Source organism: Pseudomonas sp. BP6, from assembly GCF_017875935.1.
Lineage (GTDB): Bacteria > Pseudomonadota > Gammaproteobacteria > Pseudomonadales > Pseudomonadaceae > Aquipseudomonas > Aquipseudomonas putida_Y.
Genome location: NZ_JAGINI010000001.1, coordinates 3,358,458 through 3,383,835 on the forward strand (window position 1 = coordinate 3,358,458; position 25,378 = coordinate 3,383,835).

Annotated in this window: 19 protein-coding genes; 7 read left to right on the forward strand and 12 right to left on the reverse strand. The window is 64.1% G+C overall.

The annotated features are described in order from the left end of the window. The first annotated feature begins 47 nt into the window (after positions 1-47). The 6 genes from J3A98_RS15355 to J3A98_RS15380 all read left to right on the forward strand — a co-directional run bounded on the left by J3A98_RS15355 (position 48) and on the right by J3A98_RS15380 (position 10,752). Positions 48-1,877, forward strand: a complete 1,830-nt coding sequence (locus tag J3A98_RS15355) for an extracellular solute-binding protein (RefSeq protein ID WP_209967171.1) — start codon at positions 48-50, stop codon at positions 1,875-1,877. Then, complete coding sequence (locus J3A98_RS15360; protein ID WP_209967173.1) at positions 1,874-3,709, forward strand: extracellular solute-binding protein; 1,836 nt, start codon at positions 1,874-1,876, stop codon at positions 3,707-3,709. The genes J3A98_RS15355 and J3A98_RS15360 overlap by 4 nt, the downstream gene beginning before the upstream one ends. A gap of 1 nt (position 3,710) precedes the next feature. Further along, positions 3,711-4,784: a microcin C ABC transporter permease YejB gene (locus J3A98_RS15365; protein ID WP_021783280.1), complete on the forward strand. Its 1,074-nt coding sequence runs from the start codon at positions 3,711-3,713 to the stop codon at positions 4,782-4,784. A gap of 1 nt (position 4,785) precedes the next feature. Then, complete coding sequence (locus tag J3A98_RS15370; protein ID WP_021783281.1) at positions 4,786-5,805, forward strand: ABC transporter permease; 1,020 nt, start codon at positions 4,786-4,788, stop codon at positions 5,803-5,805. 1 nt (position 5,806) lies between these two features. Continuing rightward, positions 5,807-7,411, forward strand: a complete 1,605-nt coding sequence (locus tag J3A98_RS15375) for an ABC transporter ATP-binding protein (protein WP_209967175.1) — start codon at positions 5,807-5,809, stop codon at positions 7,409-7,411. A 410-nt stretch (positions 7,412-7,821) separates the two neighbouring features. Further along, positions 7,822-10,752 carry an aminotransferase gene (locus J3A98_RS15380; RefSeq protein ID WP_209967177.1) on the forward strand — a complete coding sequence of 977 codons (2,931 nt, stop codon included), beginning with the start codon at positions 7,822-7,824 and terminating at the stop codon, positions 10,750-10,752. Between the two features lie 3 nt (positions 10,753-10,755). On the opposite strand, the gene J3A98_RS15385 is transcribed toward J3A98_RS15380, so the two are convergent. Further along, positions 10,756-11,991: an NAD(P)/FAD-dependent oxidoreductase gene (locus J3A98_RS15385; RefSeq protein ID WP_209967179.1), complete on the reverse strand. Its 1,236-nt coding sequence runs from the start codon at positions 11,989-11,991 to the stop codon at positions 10,756-10,758. Positions 11,992-12,069: 78 nt separating this feature from the next. Here J3A98_RS15385 and J3A98_RS15390 point away from each other — a divergent pair, with 78 nt between their 5' ends. Further along, positions 12,070-12,975, forward strand: a complete 906-nt coding sequence (locus tag J3A98_RS15390) for a LysR family transcriptional regulator (RefSeq protein WP_176682195.1) — start codon at positions 12,070-12,072, stop codon at positions 12,973-12,975. Positions 12,976-13,038: 63 nt separating this feature from the next. Here the strand turns inward: J3A98_RS15390 and J3A98_RS15395 are convergent, their stop codons facing one another. From J3A98_RS15395 to J3A98_RS15445, 11 genes are all read right to left on the reverse strand, one after another. Then, on the reverse strand, positions 13,039-13,734 hold the full coding sequence (locus J3A98_RS15395; RefSeq protein ID WP_176682194.1) for a response regulator: 696 nt from the start codon (positions 13,732-13,734) through the stop codon (positions 13,039-13,041). Next, positions 13,731-16,385, reverse strand: a complete 2,655-nt coding sequence (locus tag J3A98_RS15400) for a sensor histidine kinase KdpD (RefSeq protein ID WP_209967181.1) — start codon at positions 16,383-16,385, stop codon at positions 13,731-13,733. Before J3A98_RS15400 ends, J3A98_RS15395 begins: the two co-directional genes overlap by 4 nt. Positions 16,386-16,532: 147 nt before the next feature. Beyond that, positions 16,533-17,090 carry a potassium-transporting ATPase subunit KdpC gene (gene kdpC, locus J3A98_RS15405; RefSeq protein WP_209967183.1) on the reverse strand — a complete coding sequence of 186 codons (558 nt, stop codon included), beginning with the start codon at positions 17,088-17,090 and terminating at the stop codon, positions 16,533-16,535. A gap of 10 nt (positions 17,091-17,100) precedes the next feature. Next, positions 17,101-19,155, reverse strand: coding sequence for a potassium-transporting ATPase subunit KdpB (kdpB, locus tag J3A98_RS15410; protein ID WP_209967186.1), 2,055 nt, complete (start codon positions 19,153-19,155; stop codon positions 17,101-17,103). A gap of 9 nt (positions 19,156-19,164) precedes the next feature. Next, positions 19,165-20,859, reverse strand: a complete 1,695-nt coding sequence (gene kdpA, locus J3A98_RS15415; protein ID WP_209967188.1) for a potassium-transporting ATPase subunit KdpA — start codon at positions 20,857-20,859, stop codon at positions 19,165-19,167. Positions 20,860-20,868: 9 nt separating this feature from the next. Then, complete coding sequence (gene kdpF, locus J3A98_RS15420) at positions 20,869-20,958, reverse strand: K(+)-transporting ATPase subunit F (RefSeq protein WP_003251485.1); 90 nt, start codon at positions 20,956-20,958, stop codon at positions 20,869-20,871. 238 nt (positions 20,959-21,196) lie between these two features. Further along, the gene (locus tag J3A98_RS15425) at positions 21,197-22,249 is read right to left on the reverse strand and encodes an AI-2E family transporter (RefSeq protein WP_209967190.1); all 1,053 of its coding nucleotides are present in this window, start codon (positions 22,247-22,249) and stop codon (positions 21,197-21,199) included. A gap of 12 nt (positions 22,250-22,261) precedes the next feature. Next, positions 22,262-23,056, reverse strand: coding sequence for a DUF4892 domain-containing protein (locus tag J3A98_RS15430; RefSeq protein WP_209967192.1), 795 nt, complete (start codon positions 23,054-23,056; stop codon positions 22,262-22,264). A 109-nt stretch (positions 23,057-23,165) separates the two neighbouring features. Continuing rightward, complete coding sequence (locus J3A98_RS15435) at positions 23,166-24,020, reverse strand: alpha/beta hydrolase (protein WP_176682187.1); 855 nt, start codon at positions 24,018-24,020, stop codon at positions 23,166-23,168. Continuing rightward, on the reverse strand, positions 24,017-24,805 hold the full coding sequence (locus tag J3A98_RS15440; RefSeq protein WP_209969870.1) for an alpha/beta hydrolase: 789 nt from the start codon (positions 24,803-24,805) through the stop codon (positions 24,017-24,019). Before J3A98_RS15440 ends, J3A98_RS15435 begins: the two co-directional genes overlap by 4 nt. A 92-nt stretch (positions 24,806-24,897) precedes the next feature. After that, a complete protein-coding gene (locus J3A98_RS15445) occupies positions 24,898-25,272 on the reverse strand; it encodes a hypothetical protein (RefSeq protein ID WP_176682186.1) in 375 nt (124 codons plus the stop codon). Positions 25,273-25,378 lie beyond the last annotated feature (106 nt).

A 25,378-nucleotide genomic window follows, 5' to 3' on the forward strand; every position in this document is an offset into this window, starting at 1 on the left:
GTTACTGTACTCGATCAAAGCCCAACGCCTCTGGATCGGATGCCGACTTGATACGTCCCCTCCTGCTGTCACTCAGCCTGGCCTTGAGCTTTCCCGTAGCCGCGATGGTGAGCGAAAGCCACGGATACGCGCAGTTCGGCACGCTCAAGTACCCAGCCACTTTCACCCACTTCGACTGGGTCAACCCGCAAGCGCCCAAGGGCGGCACATTGCGGGCCATGGCTTTTGGCACCTTCGACACGCTCAACCCCTACACTTTCAAGGGGTCGAGCCCGATTACCACGCCCAATTTCCAGCAGTACGGCATCAGCGAGCTGAACGAGCCACTGATGGTCGGCACTGGCCAGTACGACCCGTCTGGTGACGAGCCGACCTCCAGCTATGGCCTGATCGCCCGCTCGGTGGAATACAGCGAGGACCGCAGCTGGGTGGTGTTCAACCTGCGCCCGGAAGCCCGCTGGCATGACGGCCAGCGGATCACCTCGGCTGACGTGGCCTTCTCCTACCGCACGCTGCTCAAGGATGGCCACCCGATCTACCGCACCAACCTGCAGGAAGTGCAGCGGGTAGACATCCTCGGTCCGCTACGCATCCGCTTCGTGTTCAAACGCGCCGGCAACCCGCTCCTGATCCTGCGTCTGGGCGAAATGCCTGTGCTGCCCAAACACTACTGGCAGAAGCGCGACTTCAAGGCCACCACCTTCGAGCCCCCTTTGGGCAGCGGCCCCTACCGCATCACCCAGGTACAACCCGGGCGACGCCTGGTGTTCGAACGGGTGAAGAACTACTGGGGCAAAGACCTGGCGGTCAACCGTGGCAAGTACAATTTCAATCGGGTGGAATACGAGTTCTATCGCGACGCGACGGTGGCCTTCGAAGCCTTCAAGGCCGGCGAGTTCGACATCTATATCGAGCACCAGGCAAAAAACTGGGCCAACGGTTACAACTTCCCTGCCGTGCGCCGGGGTGAAGTGATCAAGACACAAATCCCGCACAGCATCCCCACGCAAACACAAGGCCTGTTCATGAACAGCCGCCGGGCCGCGTTCAGCGACCCGCGGGTACGCCAGGCACTGGGGCTGATGCTGGACTTCGAGTGGACCAACCGCGCGCTGTTCAGCAGCGCCTACCGCCGCTCGACCAGCTACTACCCCAACAGCGAGTTCGCCGCCAGCGGCCTGCCCACCGGCAAGGAGTGGCTGCTGCTGGCGCCGTTCCGTGACCAGTTGCCCGCCAAGCTGTTCAGCGAGCCGTACAAGGTCAGCCACACTGATGGCCGGGGCATCAGCCGCCAGACCCTTCGCCAGGCCCTGGGCCTGCTCGCCGAGGCCGGCTGGAAGCTGCACGGCCAGCGTCTGGTCAACAGCAAGGGCCAGCAATTACGCATGGAACTGCTGCTGGTAAACCCCAACCTTGAACGCATCCTGCAACCTTATGTCGAAAACCTGTCCAGCATCGGCATCGATGCGCGCTTGCGTACCGTGGACCGCGCCCAGTACAAACAACGCCTGGACCAGTTCGATTTCGACATGATTCTGATGACCCTGAACCAGACCCTGAGCCCCGGCCTCGAACAGTGGCTGTACTTCCATTCCAGCCAGGCCGCGACAAAGGGCAGCAAGAACTATGCTGGGGTCAAGGACCCGGTGATCGACCACCTGCTCGACACCCTGCTCGCCGCCCGCACCCGCGATGACCAGGTCGCCGCCGCCCGCGCCCTGGACCGCGTGCTCTCATGGCACTACTACATGATCCCCAACTGGTACCTCGACAACCATCGCCTGGCCTACCGCAACCGGTTCGCCTTCGTCACCACGCCGCCCTACACCCTTGGGCTGAACAGTTGGTGGATCAAGACTTCGGAGAAAGCCCAATGACGCCAACGCATCGTCTGCGCCAGCTGGCAGGCAGCCTGTTGCTCGCCTGCCTGAGCCTTCCCGCGCTGGCCGCGCCGCAGCACGCGCTCACCCTTTACGATGAGCCACCCAAGTACCCCGCCGACTTCAAGCACTTCGACTACGTCAACCCGGACGCGCCCAAAGGCGGCACCTTCCGCCAGTCCAGCTTCGGCGGCTTCGACAGCCTCAATCCGTTCATCAACAAAGGCGTGGCGGCCGAGAATATCGGCATTATCTACGACACCCTGATGCGCCAGAGCCAGGATGAACCGTTCACCGAATACGGCCTGGTTGCCGGCAAGATCGAAAAGGCCCCGGACAACAGCTGGGTGCGTTTCTACCTGCGCCCCGAAGCGCGCTTCCATGATGGCCATCCGATGCGCGCCGACGACGTGGTGTTCACCTTCAACGCCCTGATCAAGGACGGCGCCCCGCTGTACCGCCAGTACTACGCCGACGTCGCCGAAGTGGTCGCCGAAGACCCGCTGAAGGTGCTGTTCAAGTTCAAGCACACCAACAACCGCGAACTGCCGCTGATTCTCGGCCAGTTGCCGGTATTGCCCAAGCACTGGTACGAAAATCGCGAATTCAACCGCGGCAACCTGGAGATCCCGTTGGGCAGTGGCCCGTACAAGGTCGCCAAGGTCAAGGCCGGGCGCTCGGTGCGCTACGAGCGGGTCAAGGACTACTGGGCCAAGGACCTGCCGATCAACCGCGGCTTCTACAACTTCGATGTCATGACCTTCGACTCCTACCGCGACACCACCGTCGCCCTCCAAGCACTCAAGGCCGGGGCGTTCGACTATGCCCTGGAAGTCAGCGCAAAGAACTGGGCCACCGCCTACGACGTGCCCGCCGTGCGCGAGGGTCGCCTGATCAAGGAGGAGCTTCCCAACGGCAACCCCACCGGCATGCAGGGTTTCATCTTCAACATCCGCCGCCCGGTGTTCCAGGATGTTCGCGTGCGCCAGGCACTGAGCCTGCTGCTGGACTACGAGTGGACCAACAAACAGCTGTTCAACGGCGCTTACACCCGCACCAGCAGCTACTTCGACAACTCGGAAATGGCCGCCCACGGACTGCCCAGCCCCAACGAGCTCAAAATCCTCGAACCACTGCGCGGCAAAGTGCCCGAGCAAGTATTCAGCGAGGTCTTCCACAACCCGGTCAGCGACGGCAGCGGCATGATCCGCGAGCAACAGCGCCAGGCCTACAAGTTGTTGCAGGACGCGGGCTGGAAAATCGTCGACGACAAGATGGTCGACGCCCAAGGCAAGCCGGTAAGCATCGAATTCCTGCTGGCGCAGACCGAGTTCGAGCGCATCCTGCTGCCGTTCAAACGCAACCTCGCCGACCTCGGTATCGAGCTGAACATCCGCCGGGTCGACGTTTCGCAATACATCACCCGCCTGCGTTCTCGGGACTACGACATGATCGTCGGCGGTTATCCGCAGTCCAACTCGCCGGGCAACGAACAGCGCGAGTTCTGGTCCAGTGCCGCCGCCGACAACCCCGGCAGCCGCAACTTCATTGGCCTGCGCGACCCGGCCATCGACCAGTTGGTGGAACAGCTGATCAACGCCGACTCGCGCCAGAACCTGATCGACCACTGCCGCGCGCTCGACCGCGTGTTGCTGTGGGGCTACTACGTGATCCCCAACTGGCACATCAAGACCTGGCGTGTGGCCTACTGGAACCACATCGGCCACCCGAACGTGTCGCCCAAGTACGACATCGGCATCGACACCTGGTGGATCAAGCCCGAGGTAACCCCGGCGGTCAGCGAAGCGCCTGCGGACGAGGCCAACTAAGATGCTGGCCTACATCCTGCGCCGCCTGCTGCTGATCATTCCGACCCTGTTCGGCATCCTCATCATCAACTTCATCATCGTCCAGGCCGCTCCCGGTGGCCCGGTCGAGCAGATGATCGCCAAGCTCGAAGGCTTCGAAGGCGCCACCAGCCGCATTGCAGGTGGCGGCGCCGAGGTTTCCGTTGCCGGCTCCAACTACCGCGGCGCCCAGGGCCTGGACCCGGCGCTGATCGCTGAAATCGAACGCATGTACGGCTTCGACAAGTCGCCGCCCGAGCGCCTGTGGATCATGATCAAGAACTACGCCCGACTGGACTTCGGCGACAGCTTCTTCCGCGATGCCAAGGTGATCGACCTGATCGCCGAGAAGATGCCGGTTTCGATCTCGCTGGGGCTGTGGAGCACGCTGATCATGTACCTGGTGTCGATCCCGCTGGGGATCGCCAAGGCCGTGCGCCACGGCAGCCACTTCGACGTGTGGACAAGCTCGGCAATCATCGTCGGCTACGCCATCCCGGCGTTCCTGTTCGCCATCCTGCTGATCGTGCTGTTCGCCGGTGGCAGCTACTTCGACTGGTTCCCGCTGCGTGGCCTCACCTCCAACAACTTCGACGAACTGAGCACCACCGGCAAGGTGCTGGACTACTTCTGGCACCTGGTACTGCCGATCACCGCGCTGGTCATCGGCAACTTCGCCACCATGACCCTGCTGACCAAGAACAGCTTCCTCGACGAGATCAACAAACAGTACGTGGTCACCGCCAAGGCCAAGGGCCTGAGCCGATCCCGGGTGCTGTACGGCCACGTGTTCCGCAACGCCATGCTGCTGGTGATCGCCGGCTTCCCTTCGGCCTTCATCGGCATCTTCTTCACAGGCTCCTTGCTGATCGAGGTGATCTTCAGCCTCGACGGCCTGGGCCTGATGAGTTTCGAGGCGGCCATCAACCGCGACTACCCGGTGGTCTTCGGTACCCTGTTCATCTTCACCCTGCTAGGGCTGGTGGTGAAACTGATCGGCGACCTGACCTACACCCTGGTCGATCCACGCATCGACTTTGCCAGCCGGGAGCACTGACATGGCCTTGTCCCCCCTCAACCGCCGGCGCTTCGAGCGTTTCAAGGCCAACCGCCGTGGCTGGTGGTCGCTGTGGCTGTTCCTGATTCTGTTCGGGCTGAGCCTGGGTGCCGAGCTGATCGCCAACGACAAACCGATCGCCGTACGTTACGACGGGGAATGGTACTTCCCGGCGTTCAAACGCTACCCGGAAACCACCTTTGGCGGTGAATTCCCACTGGAAGCCAACTACAAAAGCCCCTACATCCGCGAACTGCTGGCGAAGAAAGACAGCTTCGTGCTGTGGGCGCCCATCCCGTTCAGCTACCAGAGCATCAACTATGACCTGCGTGTCCCGGCGCCTGCCCCACCTTCGGCGGACAACTGGCTGGGCACCGACGACCAGGGCCGCGACGTGCTGGCACGGGTAATCTACGGCTTCCGCATTTCGGTACTGTTTGCCCTCACCTTGACCGTAGCCAGCTCCATTATCGGCGTCATCGCCGGCGCCCTGCAGGGGTTCTACGGTGGCTGGGTCGACCTGACCGGGCAACGCTTTCTGGAAATCTGGTCCGGCCTGCCTGTGCTGTACCTGCTGATCATCCTGGCCAGCTTCGTGCAGCCCAACTTCTGGTGGTTGCTGGGCATCATGTTGCTGTTCTCGTGGATGAGCCTGGTGGACGTGGTACGCGCCGAGTTCCTGCGCGGACGCAACCTGGAATACGTGCGCGCCGCCCGCGCGCTGGGCATGCGCAACGGGGCGATCATGTACCGGCACATCCTGCCTAATGCCATGATCTCGACCATGACCTTCATGCCGTTCATTCTCACCGGCGCCATCGGCACCCTCACCGCCCTGGACTTCCTCGGCTTCGGCCTGCCTGCCGGTTCGCCTTCATTGGGCGAGCTGGTGGCGCAGGGCAAGTCCAACCTGCAGGCTCCGTGGCTGGGTATCAGTGCCTTTGCCGTGCTGGCGCTGATGCTGAGCCTGCTGGTGTTCATCGGCGAATCCGCCCGCGATGCCTTCGACCCGAGGAAGTGACATGAGTGAACAGAACCTGATCGAAGTGCGGGACCTGGCCGTGGAGTTCGTGACCGGGGACCAGGTCAACCGGGTGGTGGGCGGCGTCAGCTTCGATATTCGCAAAGGCGAGACACTGGCTCTGGTGGGCGAAAGTGGCTCGGGTAAATCGGTCACCGCACACTCGATTTTGCGCCTGCTGCCCTATCCCCTGGCCCGCCACCCCAGCGGCAGCATCCACTACGAAGGCAAGGACTTGCTGCAGCAGAACGAGAAGACCCTGCAACGCATTCGCGGCAACCGCATTGCGATGATCTTCCAGGAGCCGATGACCTCGCTCAACCCGCTGCATTGCATCGAGAAGCAGATCAACGAAATCCTCCTGCTGCACAAGGGCCTGACCGGCAAGGAAGCGACTGCGCGCACGCTGGAGCTGCTGGATATGGTCGGCATTCCCGAGCCGCACAAGCGCCTCAAGGCCCTGCCCCACGAATTGTCGGGCGGGCAGCGCCAGCGGGTAATGATCGCCATGGCGCTGGCCAATGAGCCCGAACTGCTGATTGCCGACGAGCCGACCACAGCGCTGGATGTGACCGTGCAGCTTAAGATTCTCGAGCTGCTCAAGGAACTGCAGGCGCGTCTGGGCATGGCCCTGTTGCTGATCAGCCATGACCTGAACCTGGTGCGCCGCATCGCCCATCGTGTGTGTGTGATGCAGCACGGGCAGATCGTGGAGCAGGCTGAATGCGCCACACTGTTCAGCGCCCCGCAGCACCACTACACGCAGATGCTCATCAATGCCGAGCCCAGCGGGCTGCCGGCGCACAACCCGGTGGGCGCGCCGTTGCTGGAGGTGGATAACCTGAAGGTCTGGTTCCCCATCAAGAAGGGCTTTCTGCAGCGCACGGTCGACCATGTGAAGGCGGTGGACGGGATCAACTTCAGCTTGCCCCAGGGGCAGACGCTGGGCATTGTTGGCGAATCCGGGTCGGGCAAGTCCACATTGGGCCTGGCGATCCTGCGGCTGATTTCCAGCCAGGGCGGCATTCGCTTTCATGGGCAGAACCTCGAAGGGCTTAACCAGAAAGCCGTGCGCCCCCTGCGGCGGGAAATGCAGGTGGTGTTCCAGGACCCGTTTGGCAGCCTGAGCCCGCGCATGTGCGTGGCGGACATTGTGGGTGAAGGGTTGCGCATTCACGGCATTGGCACCGCGCAGGAACAGGAAGCGGCGATTATCGCGGCCCTGGAGGAAGTAGGCCTGGACCCGCGCACGCGGCATCGCTACCCCCATGAGTTCTCTGGTGGGCAGCGCCAGCGCATTGCCATTGCCCGGGCGCTGGTGTTGAAGCCAGCACTGATTCTGCTGGATGAACCCACGTCCGCACTGGACCGCACCGTACAGCGCCAGGTGGTGGAATTGCTGCGTAACCTGCAGCAAAAGTACAACCTGACCTACCTGTTCATCAGCCATGACCTGGCGGTGGTGAAGGCGTTGAGTCACCAGTTGATGGTGATCAAGCATGGGCAGGTGGTGGAGCAAGGGGATGCGCAGGCGATCTTCCATGCGCCGCAGCATCCGTATACCCGACAGTTGCTGGAGGCGGCGTTTTTAGAGGTTGGGGGTTAGTAGGGAAAGGGTGCGTGTTCGTCTTGATTCTTGCGGCGTGTTTGAGATCGAGCACCGCGAGCGTGGTGCATAAGGCGTTGGAGCTGCAGCCCAAATCATCGCTTCGATCCTGATGATGACCTCGGGACTTCGCATCAAGGTTGATTAATGTACTGTGAGGGCCGACCCTTTCGCGGGCACGCCCGCTCCCACGGGATCACCACAGTCTTCAAGACTTGCAAATACCTGTGGGAGCGGGCGTGCCCGCGAAAGGGCCGGGCCAGGCAGCCGAGAAAATTAGCCCATCTGCTTGCCACGCCAACAGAATCAAGCGGCAGTGATCAATTTTTCTGACAATAATCGTCTTCCATCATCAGCCGAATCGGGCATAAATTCTCCGCCGTCAACTCCCAGTACCCACGGTAGAGCCCATGTCCAGTCCACAACACCAGCCCGCTTCCCCTGCCCTGGCCACCCTGATCCAGCGCTCCGGCCTGCCCAGCCCAACGCTGAGCGAAGCCCAGGCACACGCTGTGCTGCAGGCCCACTACGGCCTTGCCGGTAACCTTTCGGTACTGGGCAGCCAGCAAGACCTGAACTTTCGCGTGGTCACACCGCAGGGTGGCTATGTGCTAAAGGCCTGCCACGGCAGCTACGCCCAGCTGGAGCTTGAAGCCCAGCACGCCGCCCTGGCCTTCCTGCGCAATCAAGGTTTGCCGGTACCCGCCGTGCGCTCAGCCCACAACGGCATGGTGTTGCTGGAACTGGACATCGACGCGCAACCACTGCGCCTGCGCCTGCTCGATTACATCGAAGGCCAACCGCTGACCCGTCTCAAGCACATGGAACCACGCCTGATGGCCGAGCTGGGCGGGCTCTGTGCGAAGCTGGACAAGGCGCTTGCCCATTTCGATCACCCAGGCCTTGCGCGTACCTTGCAATGGGACCCGCAGCATGCCGGGGCACTGATCGATCACCTGCTGCCAGTGCTGAAGGATAACGGGCAGCGCGCCCGCATCGAACACGCCACGCGACAGGCCAACGAGCGCTTGGTGCCGCTGGTCGATCAACTGCCCAGTCAGGCCGTGCATCTGGACATCACCGACGACAACACCGTGTGGGCCCGTGATGCCCAGCGTCAATGGCAACTGCAAGGCGTAATCGATTTCGGCGACCTGCTGCGCACCTGGCGTATCGCCGACCTGTCGGTGACCTGCGCTGCGCTGTTGCACCACGCCGAGGGCGACCCGCTGCGCATCCTGCCTGCCGTGCAGGCCTACCAGGCGCTCAACCCGCTGACCGAGGCCGAACTGCGCGCCCTGTGGCCGCTGGTGCTGAACCGTGCTGCCGTGCTGGTACTGAGCAGCGAACAACAGCTAACCGTCGACCCGGGCAACCAGTACACCCGCGACAACATTGCCCACGAATGGGAAATTTTCGACACGGCCACCGCCGTGCCTTTCGCCCTGATGGAGGCGGCCATTCTGCAGGCTGCGGGCCTGCAACCCGCGGCGCCGGACTTGAACGGCTGCGCCCCCCTGCTCCCCGAGCTGGCCGGGCAGGCTGTCACACGGGTGGACCTGGGGGTACTCAGCGAACACTTCGAGGCCGGCAACTGGGAACAACCCGGTTACGACCAGCAACTGCTGACCTCGCAGGCCGCCCCGGCCTGCAGCCTGCACGGGCAATATCGCCTGTCGCAAACCCATATCGACCGCCCCGAAGAGCCCGCCACCTGTGCCCTTGGCATCGAGCTGCATGTGCCCAACGGCAGCCAGGTGCAAGCGCCGGCAGCCGGCACCTGGCAGCGTCACGGCGATGGCCGGGGCTGCCTGCGCACCGCACACTGGGCTTTGTGGCTACAGGGCCTGGAAGATGCGCCGACAGATGGCCAGGCCGTGGAAAAAGGCCAGTCCCTGGGCAGCAGCGGCAGTAGCCTCAGCGTACAACTGTGCCTGGACAACAGCATCCAGCCCCCCTTCTTCGCCACGCCGTCACAGGCTGCTGCGTGGCTGGCCCTGTGCCCGTCGCCAGCCGCATTATTGGGCTTCGATTGCGATGCCGAGCCGCTACCCGATCCGCAAGCCCTACTGGCCCGCCGCGATGCCAGCTTCGCCCGCTCGCAGAAGCACTACTACGCGCAACCGCCGCACATTGAACGCGGCTGGCGCAACTACCTGATCGACATGCAGGGCCGTTCCTACCTGGACATGCTCAACAACGTCGCGGTGCTGGGCCATGGCCACCCACGCATGGTCGCCGAGTCGGCGCGGCAATGGTCGCTGCTGAACACCAACTCGCGTTTCCATTACGCAGCGATCACCGAATTCTCCGAACGACTGCTGGACTTGGCCCCCGAAGGTTTCGACCGGGTGTTCATGGTCAACAGCGGCACCGAGGCCAACGATCTGGCGATTCGCCTGGCCTGGGCCTACAGCGGCGGGCGCGACCTGCTAAGCGTACTGGAGGCCTACCACGGCTGGTCAGTGGCCACCGATGCCATCTCCACGTCGATCGCCGACAACCCGCAAGCTCTGGAAACCCGCCCGGACTGGGTACACCCGGTCGAAGCACCGAACACCTTCCGCGGTCGTTTCCGCGGGGCCGACAGCGCCGCCGACTACCTGCAAGACGTCGACGCCAAGCTGGCCGACCTCGACGCCCGAGGCCGTCAGCTGGCGGGCATCATCTGCGAACCGGTATACGGCAATGCCGGCGGCATCTCACTGCCTGCAGGCTATCTGCGCGACGCCTATGCCAAGGTCCGCGCCCGCGGCGGGGTGTGCATCGCCGACGAAGTGCAGGTGGGTTATGGCCGCCTGGGCGAGTACTTCTGGGGCTTCGAGGAACAGGGTGTGGTGCCGGACATCATTACCATGGCCAAGGGCATGGGTAACGGCCAACCACTGGGCGTGGTCATCACCCGTCGCGAAATCGCCGAGGCGCTGGAGGCCGAGGGCTACTTCTTCTCCTCGGCCGGTGGCAGCCCGGTCAGCTGCCGCATCGGCATGGCGGTGCTGGATGTCATGCAGGAGGAAGGCCTGTGGGACAACGCCCGCGACACCGGGCGCTACTTCAAGGCACGCCTGCAGGCGCTGGTCGACAAGCACCCGCTGGCCGGCGCGGCACATGGCTCGGGCTTCTACCTGGGGCTGGAACTGGTGCGCGACCGCACCACCCTGGAGCCGGCCACCGAAGAAACCATGGTACTGTGCGATCGCCTGCGTGACCTGGGCATCTTCATGCAGCCGACCGGCGACTACCTGAACATCCTCAAGATCAAGCCACCGATGTGCACCAGCCGTGCGAGCGTGGACTACTTTGTCGACAGCATTGACCGAGTGCTGGGCGAAGGCCTGTAAGTGTCAACGCGTGGGCCCGACGGCTGCGGCCCACGCCTGCAATGCCTCACACGCGGCCATGGCCACCTGCTCATCGGTACGCCCGGTGAACTGCCGTTCGATCGCATCGGCGGCAATCAGCCCGGCAATGGTGGGCTTGCCGACAGCATCGGTCAGGTCCAGCCATTCCCCCCAACTGGCGGGTACGTCGTACCAGCGCAGGTAGCCTGAGGGTGAGCACGGCCACCATCGCTCATCGAACTGCAGAATCACTTTTTCCAGCTTGCCCATCCCTAGATGCGCCAGCGCTTCCTGCTGTGTTTCAGGTAACGCAGGGGCAAAGTGCAACGCTTTCAGCACTCCCACCGGGACTGTGCAAATGCAGAAGTCGCATACCTCGTCATTCACCTTGACGCGCGCGCTCGACCAGTCGATGTGGGTGACAGGACTGTCCAGGCGGATATCCAGGTTCTTCGACAGCAAGTCAACAAGCTCGCTGTAGCCGCCTGGCAGCATACGATCACCATGCCCGACCCCCTCCTCATCCAAGGCACAGATCGACAGTTGCTCGACGGGCAAACACGCTTCCAGTACAAGGTTGGCGTCGATGGCAAACTGCGTGGCACGCGCGAGCGCGGGGTCGAGTGTGGCCATATAGCCATTGATCGCGTCAGACAAAGGCTGTTGCCGATCGAGACGCCTGGTCAAGGCATCCCAGGCGGCGTCGACATCCGGCAACGCCCCGCCCCGTGCTGCTGCAAGCGGACAACTGAAATCGGTCTCGACGCAAGCCAAGCCATGTTGAAGTGCAACAGCGGCCAATGGGTTCTCGGCAAAATGCTGAAGCCATGCCGCACCTGCATCTGCTTTCACGCCGCCCAACTCGACAGTGTGGGCGCGCCCACCCGTTCGCCCACGCGCCTCCAGCACCGTGCAATCGACACCCCTTTCCCGCAAGCGTTGAGCGGCAGCCAGGCCTGCACACCCCGCACCGATCACGATCACCTTGCTCGCCCCGGCACTCACGGCTGCCTCGGCGGCGCGCAGCCCATCATTCCACGCACCATGAGTCATTGCCGGAGCGCTGGCATTACAGGCTTCTCCAGCAATGACCAAGCGCCCATGCAGCACATGGCCAAGGGCGCTTCGATGCTGCGGCAACCCTCCTGGCAGCAAGGAACTGTAGGCCCCGAGGCTGAACGGGTCGGAACTCCAGTGGGTGATATGCCAAGCGGTTGGTCTGTGCACGCTTTTCTCCATTGAGAGGACTGTCCTGCAGGTGCATTAATGTTCATAATTTTTAGCAATAAAAGATGATCATCATCAGGTTTACTGACAATGGCCTTTAGCAGCGACTCCTTGGCAATTTTCCTCGCGGTGCTCGATGCCGGCTCGTTCTCCGCCGCCGCCCGCAAGCTGGGCCGTGTGCCTTCAGCCGTGAGCATGGCGATCGCCCAGCTCGAGGCCGAACTGGACCTGCCGCTGTTCGACCGGGCCACGCGCAAGGCCCTGCCCACCAGCGCGGCCCTGGCCCTTGAACCCCAGGCCAGGCAGGTGATCTGCCAGCTCAACCTGCTCGACGCCCAGGCCCTGCAACTGCACCAAGGCCTGGAAAAACGCTTGACCATCGCCATGGCGCCCGAGTTGCAAACCGGCCGCTGGAGCCAACCACTGGAAATCCTCGCCCAGGCATTTCCCAGCCTGGAAGTCGAGGTACGTTCGGCCACCCAGACCGAGGCCATTCGCCTGCTGCATGACGGCAGTGTGCAGTTGGCACTGGTGTTCGAACGGCCCGGCATCGACGAGCGCGAGTCATTCCTCGAAGCCGGCAGCCAACTGCTGGTGGCCGTAGCGTCACCGCGCCATCCGGCCGGGCAGAACAGCGGTACGCCACTGCCGGAGGAGGCCTTTGCCGAACAACGGCAGATCATCGTGGCCTCGGGCAAGGCCACCGGATCGGACCCGCGCATGGTGCTGTCCCGGCGCATCTGGCTGACCGACAGCTACCTGGCCACGCTGGACCTGGTGCAGTCCGGGCTGGGCTGGGCCTACCTGCCGCAGCCATTGGTCGAACCGCTGATAACCTCGGGTGCACTGGCCGAGGTGCGCTTCGACAACATGGCCAGCCGCCTGCGCTTGTGGGTAGACATCATCTGGATCAAGTCGCGCCCGTTGGGCCTGGGCGCGCGCCGCTACCTGGAAGTCATGCGCCAGGTGTTCGAGAAGGAACCACCCAGGGCCTGATACCCCTTGCGCGAGTCCCTGCCCTGCAGGCGCCCGCCCAGCCCTTTGGGCTGAGGGAGCGGGTTATGCTGTCGGCGCTACCAACCTGTACCCAACCCCCGCCTCGGTAATGATGAACCGCGGCGCCGTGGGGTCATCGCCCAGTTTCTGTCGCAGATGCCCGACCACGATCCGCAGGTAGTGGGTATCCTCCGCATGGGTAGGCCCCCAGATATCCTTGAGCAGCTGCTGCTGGGTAATCACCCGCCCAGGGTGCCCGGCCAACAGCGCCAGCAACGCATACTCCTTGCGTGTCAATGCCACCTCCACACCGTCGAGCGTCACCCGGCGGTAGGCAAAATCCACCGTCAGCGGCCCAAAGCTGGCCGCCACTTCCGAGCCGCCGGCTTGTGGCACCTGGCGCAGCAAAGCCCGCACGCGCGCGAGAAACTCCTGGATACCGAACGGCTTGGTCACATAGTCATTGGCGCCACCATCCAGCGCATCGACCTTCTGCACTTCACTGGCACGCACCGACAACACCATCACCGGCACTGCACTCCATTCGCGCAATTCACGCAGCACCTGCTGGCCGTCCATGTCCGGCAGCCCCAGGTCGAGCACCACCAGGTCCGGCTTGCCCAGTGCCGCCTGGGCCAACCCCTCGGCACCGGTGGCAGCCTCCAGCACCTTGTAGCCTTGCGAGGCCAGACTGATACGCAGGAACTTGCGGATCTGCGGTTCATCATCGATGACCAACAGGGTGGCGGACTGGCTCATGGGGCTTCGCTTTCGGCTTCAGGTTGAGGAGGCAGCGGCAAGCATAGAGTGATGCTGGTGCCTTGGCCATCGATGCCTTCGCCCACCAGAATCTGCCCGCCATGGGCACCGATCATGCCCTGGCAAATTGCCAGGCCCAGGCCGGTACCCTGCCCGCCGCGGTCGCCACGGGCGGCGGTATAGAACATGTCGAAGATTTTCTCACGGTCGGCTTCAGGAATGCCGGGGCCCTGGTCGCTGACGGTCAAGCGCAGCTGGTCGTCATGCACGGCCACCTGCAGCTCAAGCCGACCATTGGCCGGCGAAAAGCGTGCGGCGTTTTCCAGCACGTTGACCAACGCTTGCTCGATCAACGCCGCATGCACGAACAGCAATGGCAACTCGGCCGGCACGTCAGTGTGCACGCGCAGCGGCGCCAGCACCACCCGCAGGCGGTTGAGCGCACTGCCGACGATGTCCGCCGGGGCCACCCAGTCGCGGGCCAGCTTGAGGCCGCCATGGCCCAGGCGGGTCATGTCCAGCAGGTTCTGGATGTAGCGATCGAGGCGTTCGGCCTCGTTGCGGGTGCCCTCCAGCAGCTCGCGGCGGTCTTCAACCGAGATCGCGTCGCCCAACGCCAGCAGGCTGTCGATGCTGCCACGCATGGCGGTCAACGGCGTGCGCAAGTCATGGGATACGGAAGCCAGCAGGGCGCTGCGCAGTTGCTCGGTTTCGCCGTGCAGGCGTGCGGCTTCCAGCTGTTCGGCCAGGCGTGCGCGGGCCAAGGCCTGGGCCAGTGGCTGGCCTAGGGCGGTGAGCAGGCGCCGGCGCGGGTCGCTGAGCGGCTGTCCGGTGCGCGGGCGCACACCCAGCAGCGCCAGAGGCTGATCGTCCACCGCCAACGGCCACCACCACCAGCGGCCATTTGGCAGGGTATCGCTGCCGTGGCCGGCAGCCTGCCCGTGCTGCCAGGCCCAATCGGCAGCAGCCCGTTCGGTGTCGCTGAAGGTGTGGACTTCCCCACTGGCCACTTGCAACTGGCCTTCGGCGTTGCGCTCCAGCAAGCACACCTGGGTGTCCTGCCAGCCGTCCAGGTGCTGGCCGGCAGCCTTGAATATGGCTTGGCGGTCGGTGGCGACCGTCAACCGGCGAGACAGGTCGAGCAACTGGCTGGTCTGCGCCTGGGTCTCGCGCAGCGCCTGCAACTGGCGACGCTGGCGCGCGGCCAGGTTGCCGGTGAGCGCAGCCATCAACAGAAAGAACACCAGGGTCAGCACGTCTTCTTCGCGCTGGATGGTGAACGAGAAGTTGGGCGGTATGAACAGAAAGTCATAGACCAGGAATGACAGTGCGGCGCAAGCCAGCGCAGGTCCCAGGCTACTGCGCACCGCCACCAGCAACACCGCCGCCAGGAACACCAGCGAGATATTGGGCAACGCGAGCACACTGGACACCGCCCAGGCCAGCCCCGCAGCCATCACGGTGGCCAGCAGCGCCAGCAGGTAATGACGCCACACCCACACCCGCCGCACCGCTGAACGCGGCGCTGGCGGCTGCACCTCGCGGTCCAGCACATTGATCTCCAGGCCATGGCTTTCGCGCAGTAGCCGCGCCGCCACACCAGCGCCGAACAAACGCCGACGCAGGCGATTGCGAGACTGCCCGACCAGCACCAGGCTGGCCCGCCGCTCGGCAGCATGCTGGATCAGCGTGCGGGCCACTTCGCCAGCACGCAGCTGCACCACCTCCCCGCCCAGACGCTCGGCCAACTGCTGCGCGGCTTGCAAACGCTGCCGTGCGGTTTCGTCACGCAGGCGGCCGTTGTCCACGTGCACCAAGCTCCAGGGCAGGTGGCGGCGCTGGGCCACGCGACAGGCATGGCGCACCAGGCGTTCGGCCTGGTCGTCACCCTCGATGCCCACCAGCAACCGGCCACGCAAGGCCGGTGCCTCCTGGCCACGCTGACGATAGCCGTGGGCCAGGTCGGCATCGACCTGAGCAGCGGCGGTCTGCATGGCCAGCTCGCGCAGGGCGGTGAGGTTGGTTTGCGAAAAATACGCATCGATGGCCGCCCGAGCCTGCTCGGGCACGTACACCTTGCCTTCGCGCAGGCGTTCGAGCAGCTCTCGCGGAGGCAAGTCGATCAGCACCAGCTCGAACGCTTCCTGCAGCACCCAGTCCGGCAGGGTCTCGCGCACTTGCACGCCGGTAATGTCGCGGACCTTGTCGTTGAGGCTTTCCAGGTGCTGGACGTTGACCGTGGTGTACACGTCGATGCCTGCGGCCAAGAGTTCCTGTACGTCCTGCCAGCGCTTGGCGTGGCGGCTGCCGGGGGCGTTCGTGTGGGCCAGTTCGTCCACCAGGGCCAAGGCCGGCGCGGCACGCAGCAGGCCGTCAAGGTCCATTTCCTCGAGGGTGACGCCACGGTACTGGCTACGCAACAAGGGCTGCTGATGCAGCCCTCCGAGCAACGCTTCGGTTTCGGCGCGGCCATGGGTTTCGACCACCCCGGCCAACACCTGCACGCCCTGGCGTTGCTGGGCGTGTGCGGCCTGGAGCATGGCGAAGGTCTTGCCGACGCCAGGGGCGGCGCCAAGGAACACCTTCAACCGGCCCCGGCCATTTCGCGGAAGGTTGGCCAGCAGCGCATCGGCGCGGGCGGAATCACTCATGCTTCATCCTTTGCTTTTTCCAGCAGTCGGCCAGTTCAGGGAAAGCCCCTTGACTGTAGGAGCGGGTTTACCCGCGAATACGTCAGTGGCACCACCACCGCATTCGCGGGTGAACCCGCTCCTACAGGCTTCCTGCCAGCGCTTCGATTACCTGACAATGGCAAGCTTTTCCAAGGCTTGGTTCAACGCCAGCACGTTGACCACCGGCGGGCCGATCAATGGGTGGAGGGTGGCCTGTTCCAGCAAGGCTTGCAAGCGCTCGACCGGCAGTTGCCGTGCCGCCGCCACCCGCGGGATCTGATAGGCCAATGCCTCCGGTGGCAAGTGCGGATCCAGGCCGCTGCCCGAGGTAGTCAGCAGCGCCTGCGGCACTGGCCCCTGCTGTGCCTGATACAACGCGGCCGCATCGCTCCTTACCCGCTCAGCCAGCGCCGGGTTGCTCGGCGACAGGTTGCTGGCGCCGCTGGCCACGGTCGCGTAGGCACCTGCCGAGGGCCGCGAGTGGAACCAGCCATCGCCCTGGAAGTCCTGGGCGATCAATGCCGAACCCCGCACCTGCCCTTGCGCATCGCGTACCAGGCTACCGTTGGCCTGGTTCGGGAAAGCAACCTGGGCAATACCGGTCACCGCCAGCGGATACAGGGCGCCGGTCACCAGGGTCATCAACAAAGCCAGGCTCAATGCCGGGCGTAGATAAGCAGTCATGGCGGCCTCCTCAGACCAGGTTCAGGGCATTGAGCAGCAGGTCGATCAGCTTGATCCCGGCAAACGGCACCACAATGCCACCCAGCCCGTAGATCAGCAGGTTGCGCCGCAACAGGTGCGCCGCACTCACCGCCTGCACGCGCACGCCACGCAGCGCCAGCGGGATCAGCACGATGATGATCAGCGCGTTGAACACAATGGCCGACAGGATCGCGCTCTGCGGGCTGGCCAGTTGCATCAGGTTGAGCACGCCCAGTTGCGGGTAGATGGCAGCGAACAGCGCCGGCAGGATGGCGAAGTATTTGGCCACGTCGTTGGCAATGGAGAATGTTGTCAGCGCACCGCGGGTGACCAGCAGCTCCTTGCCGACCTGTACTACGTCCAGCAGCTTGGTAGGGTCGCTGTCCAGGTCGACCATGTTGGCTGCCTCCCGCGCAGCCTGAGTGCCATCGTTCATGGCCATGCCTACGTCAGCCTGGGCCAGTGCCGGGGCGTCGTTGGCACCGTCGCCACACATGGCAACCAGGCGCCCGTCATTCTGCTCCTGGCGAATACGCGCCAGCTTCTTCTCGGGCGTGGCTTCGGCCAGCACGTCATCTACCCCCGCTTCGGCGGCGATGGCAGCTGCAGTCAGCGGGTTGTCGCCGGTCACCATCACCGTGCGGATGCCCAGCTTGCGCAGCTCGGCGAAGCGCTCGCGGATGCCGGGCTTGACCACGTCCTTGAGGTGAATCACACCAAGCAAGCGCTTGTCGACGCACACCAGCAACGGTGTGCCGCCACTCTGCGCAATGCGTTCGACTTCGCGGGCCAGCGCGGCCGGCATTTCCAGGCGTTGCATACCGACGAATGCCAGCACCGCATCGACGGCGCCCTTGCGGTAGCGGTGCTGCTGGAAGTCGATGCCCGACAGGCGTGTCTCGGCACTAAAGGCCACCGCTTCGAACTGCCCGGCAGGCGGGTCGACGAAGTCGTGCAACTGGCGCAGGTATTCGACAATCGACTTGCCTTCGGCGGTGTCGTCGGCCAGCGAGGCCAGCAAGGCGCCCTCCCCCAGTTCCTTGGCGGTAATGCCCGGTGCCGCATGCAGTGCGCTGCAGCGGCGGTTGCCGAAGGTGATGGTGCCGGTCTTGTCGAGCATCAACGTATGCACGTCCCCGGCCGCCTCGACCGCGCGGCCGGAGCGGGCAATGACATTCAGCCGTACCAGCCTGTCCATGCCGGCGATGCCGATGGCCGACAGCAGACCGCCGATGGTGGTAGGGATCAGCGTAACCAGCAGCGCGGCCAGGAAGATCAGCGGCAGGCTGCCACCCACGAAGTGGGCGAACGGCTGCAAGGTCACCACCACGATCAGGAAAATCAGGGTCAGGCCGATCAGCAGGATGTCGAGGGCGATTTCGTTCGGGGTCTTCTGCCGTTTGGCACCTTCGACCAGGGCGATCATGCGGTCCAGGGTCGACTCGCCCGGATTGCTGGTGATGCGGATAAGCAGCCAGTCGGAGACCAGCCGCGTATTGCCGGTCACCGCCGAGCGGTCGCCGCCTGATTCGCGTATTACCGGCGCGGACTCACCGGTAACGGCGGCCTCGTTGACGGCCGCAATGCCTTCAAGCACCTCGCCGTCGCCGGGGATAATCTCGCCGGCCACCACGCGTACCACGTCGTCCTTGCGCAGCGCGCTGGCAGCCACCGTCTCGTAGCTGCCATCACGCAGACGACGCTGGGCGGTCAGGCCCTGGCTGCCGGCCTTGAGGCTGTCGGCGCGGGCCTTGCCACGGCCTTCGGCCAACGCCTCGGCGAAGTTGGCGAACAACACGGTGAACCACAGCCACAGGGCAATCTGCACCGCAACACCGGTGCTCACGCCGCCGCCGGGCGCAAAGCACAGCACGGTGGTCAGTACTGCGGTCAGGGCCACCACCAGCATTACCGGTGAACGTTTGAGCTGACGCGGGTCGAGCTTGACGAACGCCTGCACCAGCGCCGGGCGCCACAGCGCGGCGAAGCGGGTCTGGTCCTTGGCACTGTGCCGGCTATTCACTTCAGGAATGGGCATGTTCATGATCGGTCCTCAAAAACCCAGGCTAAGGTGTTCGGCGATTGGCCCAAGGGCCAGCGACGGCAGGAAGGTCAGGCCTCCGACCAGCAGGATGGTCACCAGCAGCAAGCCGGTGAACAGCGGGCCGTGGGTGGGGAAGCTGTTCTGCCCCAGCGGCGCGCTTTTCTTCGCCGCCAGGCTGCCGGCCAACGCCAGTATCGGCAGGATGTAGCCGAAGCGGCCGATGAGCATGGCCAGGCCGATCATCAGGTTGTGATACACGGTGTTGGCGCCAAAGCCGGCAAAGGCCGAGCCGTTGTTGGCCGAACCCGAGGTATAGGCATACAGCAACTGGCTGAATCCATGCGCCCCCGGGTTGGTGACCGCCCCGGCCGGGCCTGGCAAGCTGGCGGCGATGGCGCCAAGTACCAGCACACCAACCGGCATCACCAGCAGGGTTGCCACCAGCAGTTGCACCTCACGGGCCTGCAGTTTCTTGCCCAGGTATTCCGGCGTGCGCCCAATCATCAGTCCGGCCAGGAACACCGCGATCAGCACGAACAGCAACATGCCGTACAGCCCGGCGCCAACACCGCCGAAGATCACCTCGCCGACCATCATGTTGACCATCGCCACCATACCGGTCAGCGGGTTCAGGCTGTCGTGCATGGCGTTGACCGAACCGTTGGAGGCGGCGGTAGTGGTGACCGCCCACAGCACCGAACCGGTGGTGCCGAAGCGGCTTTCCTTGCCCTCCAGTGGGGCGGTCTGCTGCACCTGCGTGCTTTCCAGCGCTGGGTTCGGCTGGTGCTCGGACCACAACGCCGTGCTGCCACCGATCAGGAACAGGGCAAGCATGCAGGCGAGGATGGCGCGGCTCTGGCGCAGGTCCTTCACGTAGTGACCGAAGGTGAACACCAAAGCCACTGGAATGAGGATGATCGACGCCACCTCGAACAGGTTGCTCCAGGCCGTAGGGTTCTCGAACGGGTGCGACGAGTTGACGCCGAAGAAGCCGCCGCCATTGGTACCCAGTTGCTTGATGGCGATCTGGCTGGCGGCCGGCCCCAACGGAATGGTCTGGTCGCCACCCTGCAAGGTCAGCGCGTGGGCGTAATCGGCAAAGGTCTGCGGTACGCCCTGCCAGACCAGCAGCAGCGCCAGTAGCACGCACAGCGGCAACAGGCCATAGAGGGTGGCACGGGTCATGTCGACCCAAAAGTTGCCCAGCGTCGTCGCACTGCGCCGGGCGATACCGCGGCACAGGGCAACCAGCACGGCCAGGCCGGTGGCAGGGCTGACAAAGTTCTGCACGGTCAGGCCAAGCATCTGGCTCAGGTAGCTGACCGACGCCTCACCGCTATAGGCCTGCCAGTTGGTATTGGTAACGAAACTGACGGCGGTGTTGAACGCCAGAGACCATTCCTGGCCAGGCAGGTGCTGTGGGTTGAGTGGCAGGTGGCCCTGCAACAGCAGCACGCTGAACAGCAGCAGGAAGCCGACCAGGTTGAACGCCAGCAGGGCCAAGGCGTATTGCCGCCAGTTCTGCTCCTGGCTGGCGTTCACACCCGCCAGCCGGTAACAGCCCTGCTCGACCGGCCCCAGCACAGGCGTCAGCCAGGTACGCTGGCCCTCCATGACCTTGAAGTAGAACCGCCCGAGCCAGGGTGCCGGTAGCAGCACGATGGCAAAGAATGCCAGGAGCAAGGCGAAATCGTAACTGTGCATGGCCGCTCCCTAGCTGCGATCGGCGCGCAGCAGCGCCACCAGCAGATAAAACGCCAATGCCACTGCCAGCAGCAGTGACAGCCCGTCGAGCATGTTCATGTGTGGTTCTCCCCGTGTTACGGCTTGGGCCGCTTTAGGGAAATTGTCCGAGGGAGGGGCGTAAAGGGGCGAGAGCGGGGTGTGGGGGTGGGTATAAAGAATGCGTAAAAATCAGCGTTGTGGTCTGCCTGTAACGGCCCTTTCGCGGGCACGCCCGCTCCCACAGGTACCACACAGGCCTTGAAGGCTGTGCAGTATCTGTGGGAGCGGGCGTGCCCGCGAAAGGGCCGTTACAGGCTTACTGTTGTGGCGGCTGCTGCGCCGCGTTACGGCTCCAGTCCAGCAGCAGGCTGTAGCCGACCGCCAGCAAGGTCGGCCCGATGAACAGGCCAATGAAGCCAAAGGCAAGCAAGCCACCGAACACGCCCAGCAGCACGATCACCAGCGGCAGGTTGCCGCCACGGCTGATCAGGTACGGTTTGAGCACGTTGTCCACGCCGCTGATGACGAACGTGCCCCAGACTCCCAGGAACACCGCCATGCCGTATTCGCCCTTCCACACCAACCAAGCGGTGGCCGGGATCCATGCCAGTGGCGGCCCCATGGGGATCAGGCTGAGCATGAAGGTCACCACCCCCAGCACGATCGCCCCAGGCACCCCCGCGATCAGGAAGCCGATCAGCGCCAGCAGGGCCTGCGCGGCCGCCGTGCCGATCACCCCGTTGACCACCCGCTGAACGGTAGCGGCTACCAGTTCCAGGTAATATTCGGCACGTTCGCCCACCAGCCGGTGCAGCAAGCGCAGCACGAATGCCGCCAAACGCGGCCCGTCGCGGTAGAAGAAGAACACGAACACCAGGCTCAGGGTCAGTTCCAGCACGCCGCTGCCAATCTGCGCGCTGCGCGCCAGCAACCAGTTGCCCACTTGCCCTAAGTAAGGCTTGATCGAGGCAAGCAAGGCTGCGCCTTGCTGGTCCAGCGATTGCCAACTATTGACCAGACGCTCGCCAACGAAGGGAATGCCACCCAGCCAGGCCGGCGCATCGGGCAGGCCGTCGACCTGCACGTCACGCACAAACGCCGTGGCATCACGAATGTGATCGGCCAGGTTGAACCCCAGCCACACCAGCGGCAGTGCCACGATCAGGATCCAGGCCGTGGTCAGCAGGCCGGCTGCCAGCGTCTCGCGCCCACCCAGCAGGCGCGTGAGGAAGCGCATCAGCGGCCAGCTGGCAAAGGCCAGGATGGCCCCCCACAGCAATGCCGATATGAACGGAGCCATCACCCACAGGCCGGCACCGAGCAACGCCACCAGCAGAATCTGGACCAGCAGGCGATCATTGTTAATCATGATGGTGCTCGTTCAACGGATCAGTTCAAGGTGCAGGCCGTTTGCAGGCGCACTGCCGACTTCAAGGCGGCGGCTGCGCACCCCGGCCTTGACCAGCGCCTCGCGCCAGGCCTCAGCCTGGGCGCCACTGAGGCTGACGCGCAAGCTGCTGTCGAGGTTCAGGCTGCGGGCCAGCAGGTTTACCCAGGTGTCTTGCGGCGCGGCAAGGTCAGGGTAGTCGAGCTTGCCGGTGTCGAGCATTTCGCGCAGCACCGTGGCCGCGGTTGGCAGCAGCTCGCCCAGCGGGCTGCCTGCGATGAACTCTTCCACATGCAGGTAGGCGCGGCGGTTGCCACGGGTAACGCTGTACAGCGCGACCAGGGTGTCGGCCTCTTCTGCCGAGCGGCGTAGCAAAATGAACGCCTGCTGCTCATCGCCACCGTTGAGGCGGGCATTGCCGAATACATCATTGGCCCACAGGCTGGCCTCACCGCAATCACGCCCCTGGCACCAGAACAACGGGTAGCCACCGTCACGTACAAGTGCTTCGCGAGCATTGGTGAAGGCCTCACGGGCAGTACGTTCGACGGGCAATTCGTAGGTCACCGAGCTGACCTGACCACGGCTCTCGACCTTGTCATCGACCCGCAGGCGGCCACTGATCTTGCGCAACGGGCCCATCGGGTAGACCCGCTCCTGCTCGACGGCCGGGCGTTGATCAACCACCTTGGCGTCCTGCGGTACCGGCAGGCTACCGGCCCACAACACGGGGCTGGCGAGCACCAGGCAGGCCGCCAGGGCAGTGCGAATGGAAACAGGCGCGCTCATTGGCGAACCAGGCGGCGCTCAGCGCCGAATTGAAGCTCCAGGATGTCTGGCAGTTGCATGGTTGTCTCCCTGTTCAACCCGCCAAGCCTCGACACTTGTCCGGTGCAAGTCAAGCAAAGCCAAAGAAGCGATTGATACAGTCTGCAACAAGGACCGCGCCCTGCGCATCATTCAGGTGCAGGTGATGGCCGCCGGGCAGCGTCACCTGTTCAAAGGGTAGCTGCTCCAGCAACCCGGTGTGGCGCGCCAGCATGCCGTCGGCAGCCACCACCAACAGCGCCGGGCAACTCACCCGCCGCACATAGGCCATGGCCTGGGCCTCGCTCAGGCGCACCGGTGAGGGCAGGGTCAAGCGGCTGTCGCTGCGCCAGCTGTAGCCACCGGGCACCGGCATAAGGCCACGCTGGGCCAGCAGCTCGGCCGCCTCGCGGCTGACCGCGACCATGCCTTTCATCCGGGCTTGCACACCGGCTTCCAATGTCGCATACACCGACTTGCGTTTGCCATCCAGCCGCAACTGGGCTTGCAGTGCCATCCCTAAGCGCTCGCCGGCATCCTGTTCGGCGCCGGTCGGCGGGATGACGCCGTCGATCAACGCCAGGTGACTGACCCGATCGGGCAATGCCCCGGCCAGTTGCACCGAAATGATCGCGCCCAGCGAATGCCCCAGCAGGGCGAAACGCTGCCAACCCAGTTGCTCAGCCACGCGCAGCACGTCATGGGCATAGTCGGCCAGGGCATAACCGGCACCGAGCGGGCGGTGCTCCGAGTAACCATGGCCGGCCAGGTCCAGGGCGACGATGCGTAGCCCTTTCAGTTGCGGTGCCAGGCGGGCAAAGCTGTTGGCGTTGTCCAGCCAGCCATGCAGGGCAATCACCGGCAGCCCGTCTTCGGGGCCGAACAGGTGTGCAGCCAGCTCGATATGGCCCAGGCTCAGGCGAATTTCCTCTACGTGCGCGCTCATGCCTGGCTCCAGCGGTCGAACAGGCCCTTGATCAGGCTGGCAGTGTCGGCCGGACGCTCAAGCGGGAACATGTGCCCACCCGGTACGCTGTGGTATTCACCTTTGGGCATGCCGCGCACAGCCAAGGTGTGGTGGCGACGAATGACGTTGCTGCGGTTGCCGCGCACCATGGCCAGCGGTACCTGCAACTGGCGCGCAGGGGCGGGGCTGGTATGCGGGATGCTGCGGTAGATGCTGATTTCAGTGGCAGGGTCGAAGCGCAACTGTAGCCCCTGCTCCACCGCCTGCAGGCCGTGTTCTACATAAGCGTCGAGGCAATCGGGATCGAAATGACGGAACAGTGATTTGCCCGCGAAATAGTCCCGGGCGCTGTCGCGGTCGTTGAAGGTTTCGCGACGCCCCAGGGTGCGCCCGGCCGGTGTGATGCGGTCGATGAAACCAAAGCGCTTGGCAGTGCGCAGCAGCCATTGATCAGCGCGGGTGAGCACCGGAGAGTCGAGCATTACCAGCCCCCGGTAGTACTCGGGGCAGCGCAATGCTGCGTGCAGGTGCAACACGCCACCCAGCGAATGACCAACGCCCCAGACTGGCTGGTCCTGCTGCGCCAGGTGATGCAACAATTCATCGACCAGGCTTTGCCAGTTTTCGTCCACGGGAAAGCGCGGGTCATGGGCATGCTGGGCCAGGTGCTGCACCTGATAGTCCGGCGCCAGCGCTGCAAACAGCTTGCCGTAGGTGGCCGATGGGAAACCGTTGGCATGAGCGAAGAAGATCTGCTGCGACATGGCGCCTGGTCCGGAGCGGAATGATGGCCCATTGTCGGCATCGCGCAGCGGTTCGGCAATGTCCATAAAGGTCATCGGCGAGGGGGATCAGGTCATGCCGAACGGTCGAAACTGCTCAACGACCGCCGTAGGCAAGCCTGCATGTAGGCCACTTGGCTCTCCAGCGCCTCGCGGGCCAGACGCTGGTCCTGGCAGTCCAGTTGCAGGCGGCGCAAGGCCAGACAACTGGTTTGCAGCAGGTGCGAGACCCGCAGGCAGGCGTCCTGCAATGTACGCAGGTCCTGCTCGCATTGTTGCCTCGCTGCGGGCTCCAGCCTGGGGTTGTCGTTCACCTTGCGCATCAGGTGGTACAGCTTGGCATCGGCCGATTCGCGCAGCAGGCTGTATTGGGCGAAATCCAGCGAAGTACCTTGGTCAACCTGTTCCAGGGTGGGTTGCAGGTCCAAGCAACGCAACAGTTCCAGCATTTCGCCCCTCATTCGCCATTCCCTGATATTTGCCGTGGGGCAACGCTAGCAAGCGCTGGTGAAGCGCGACAACTGACAAAAATGCCAGTTGCCTTATCGATCATTA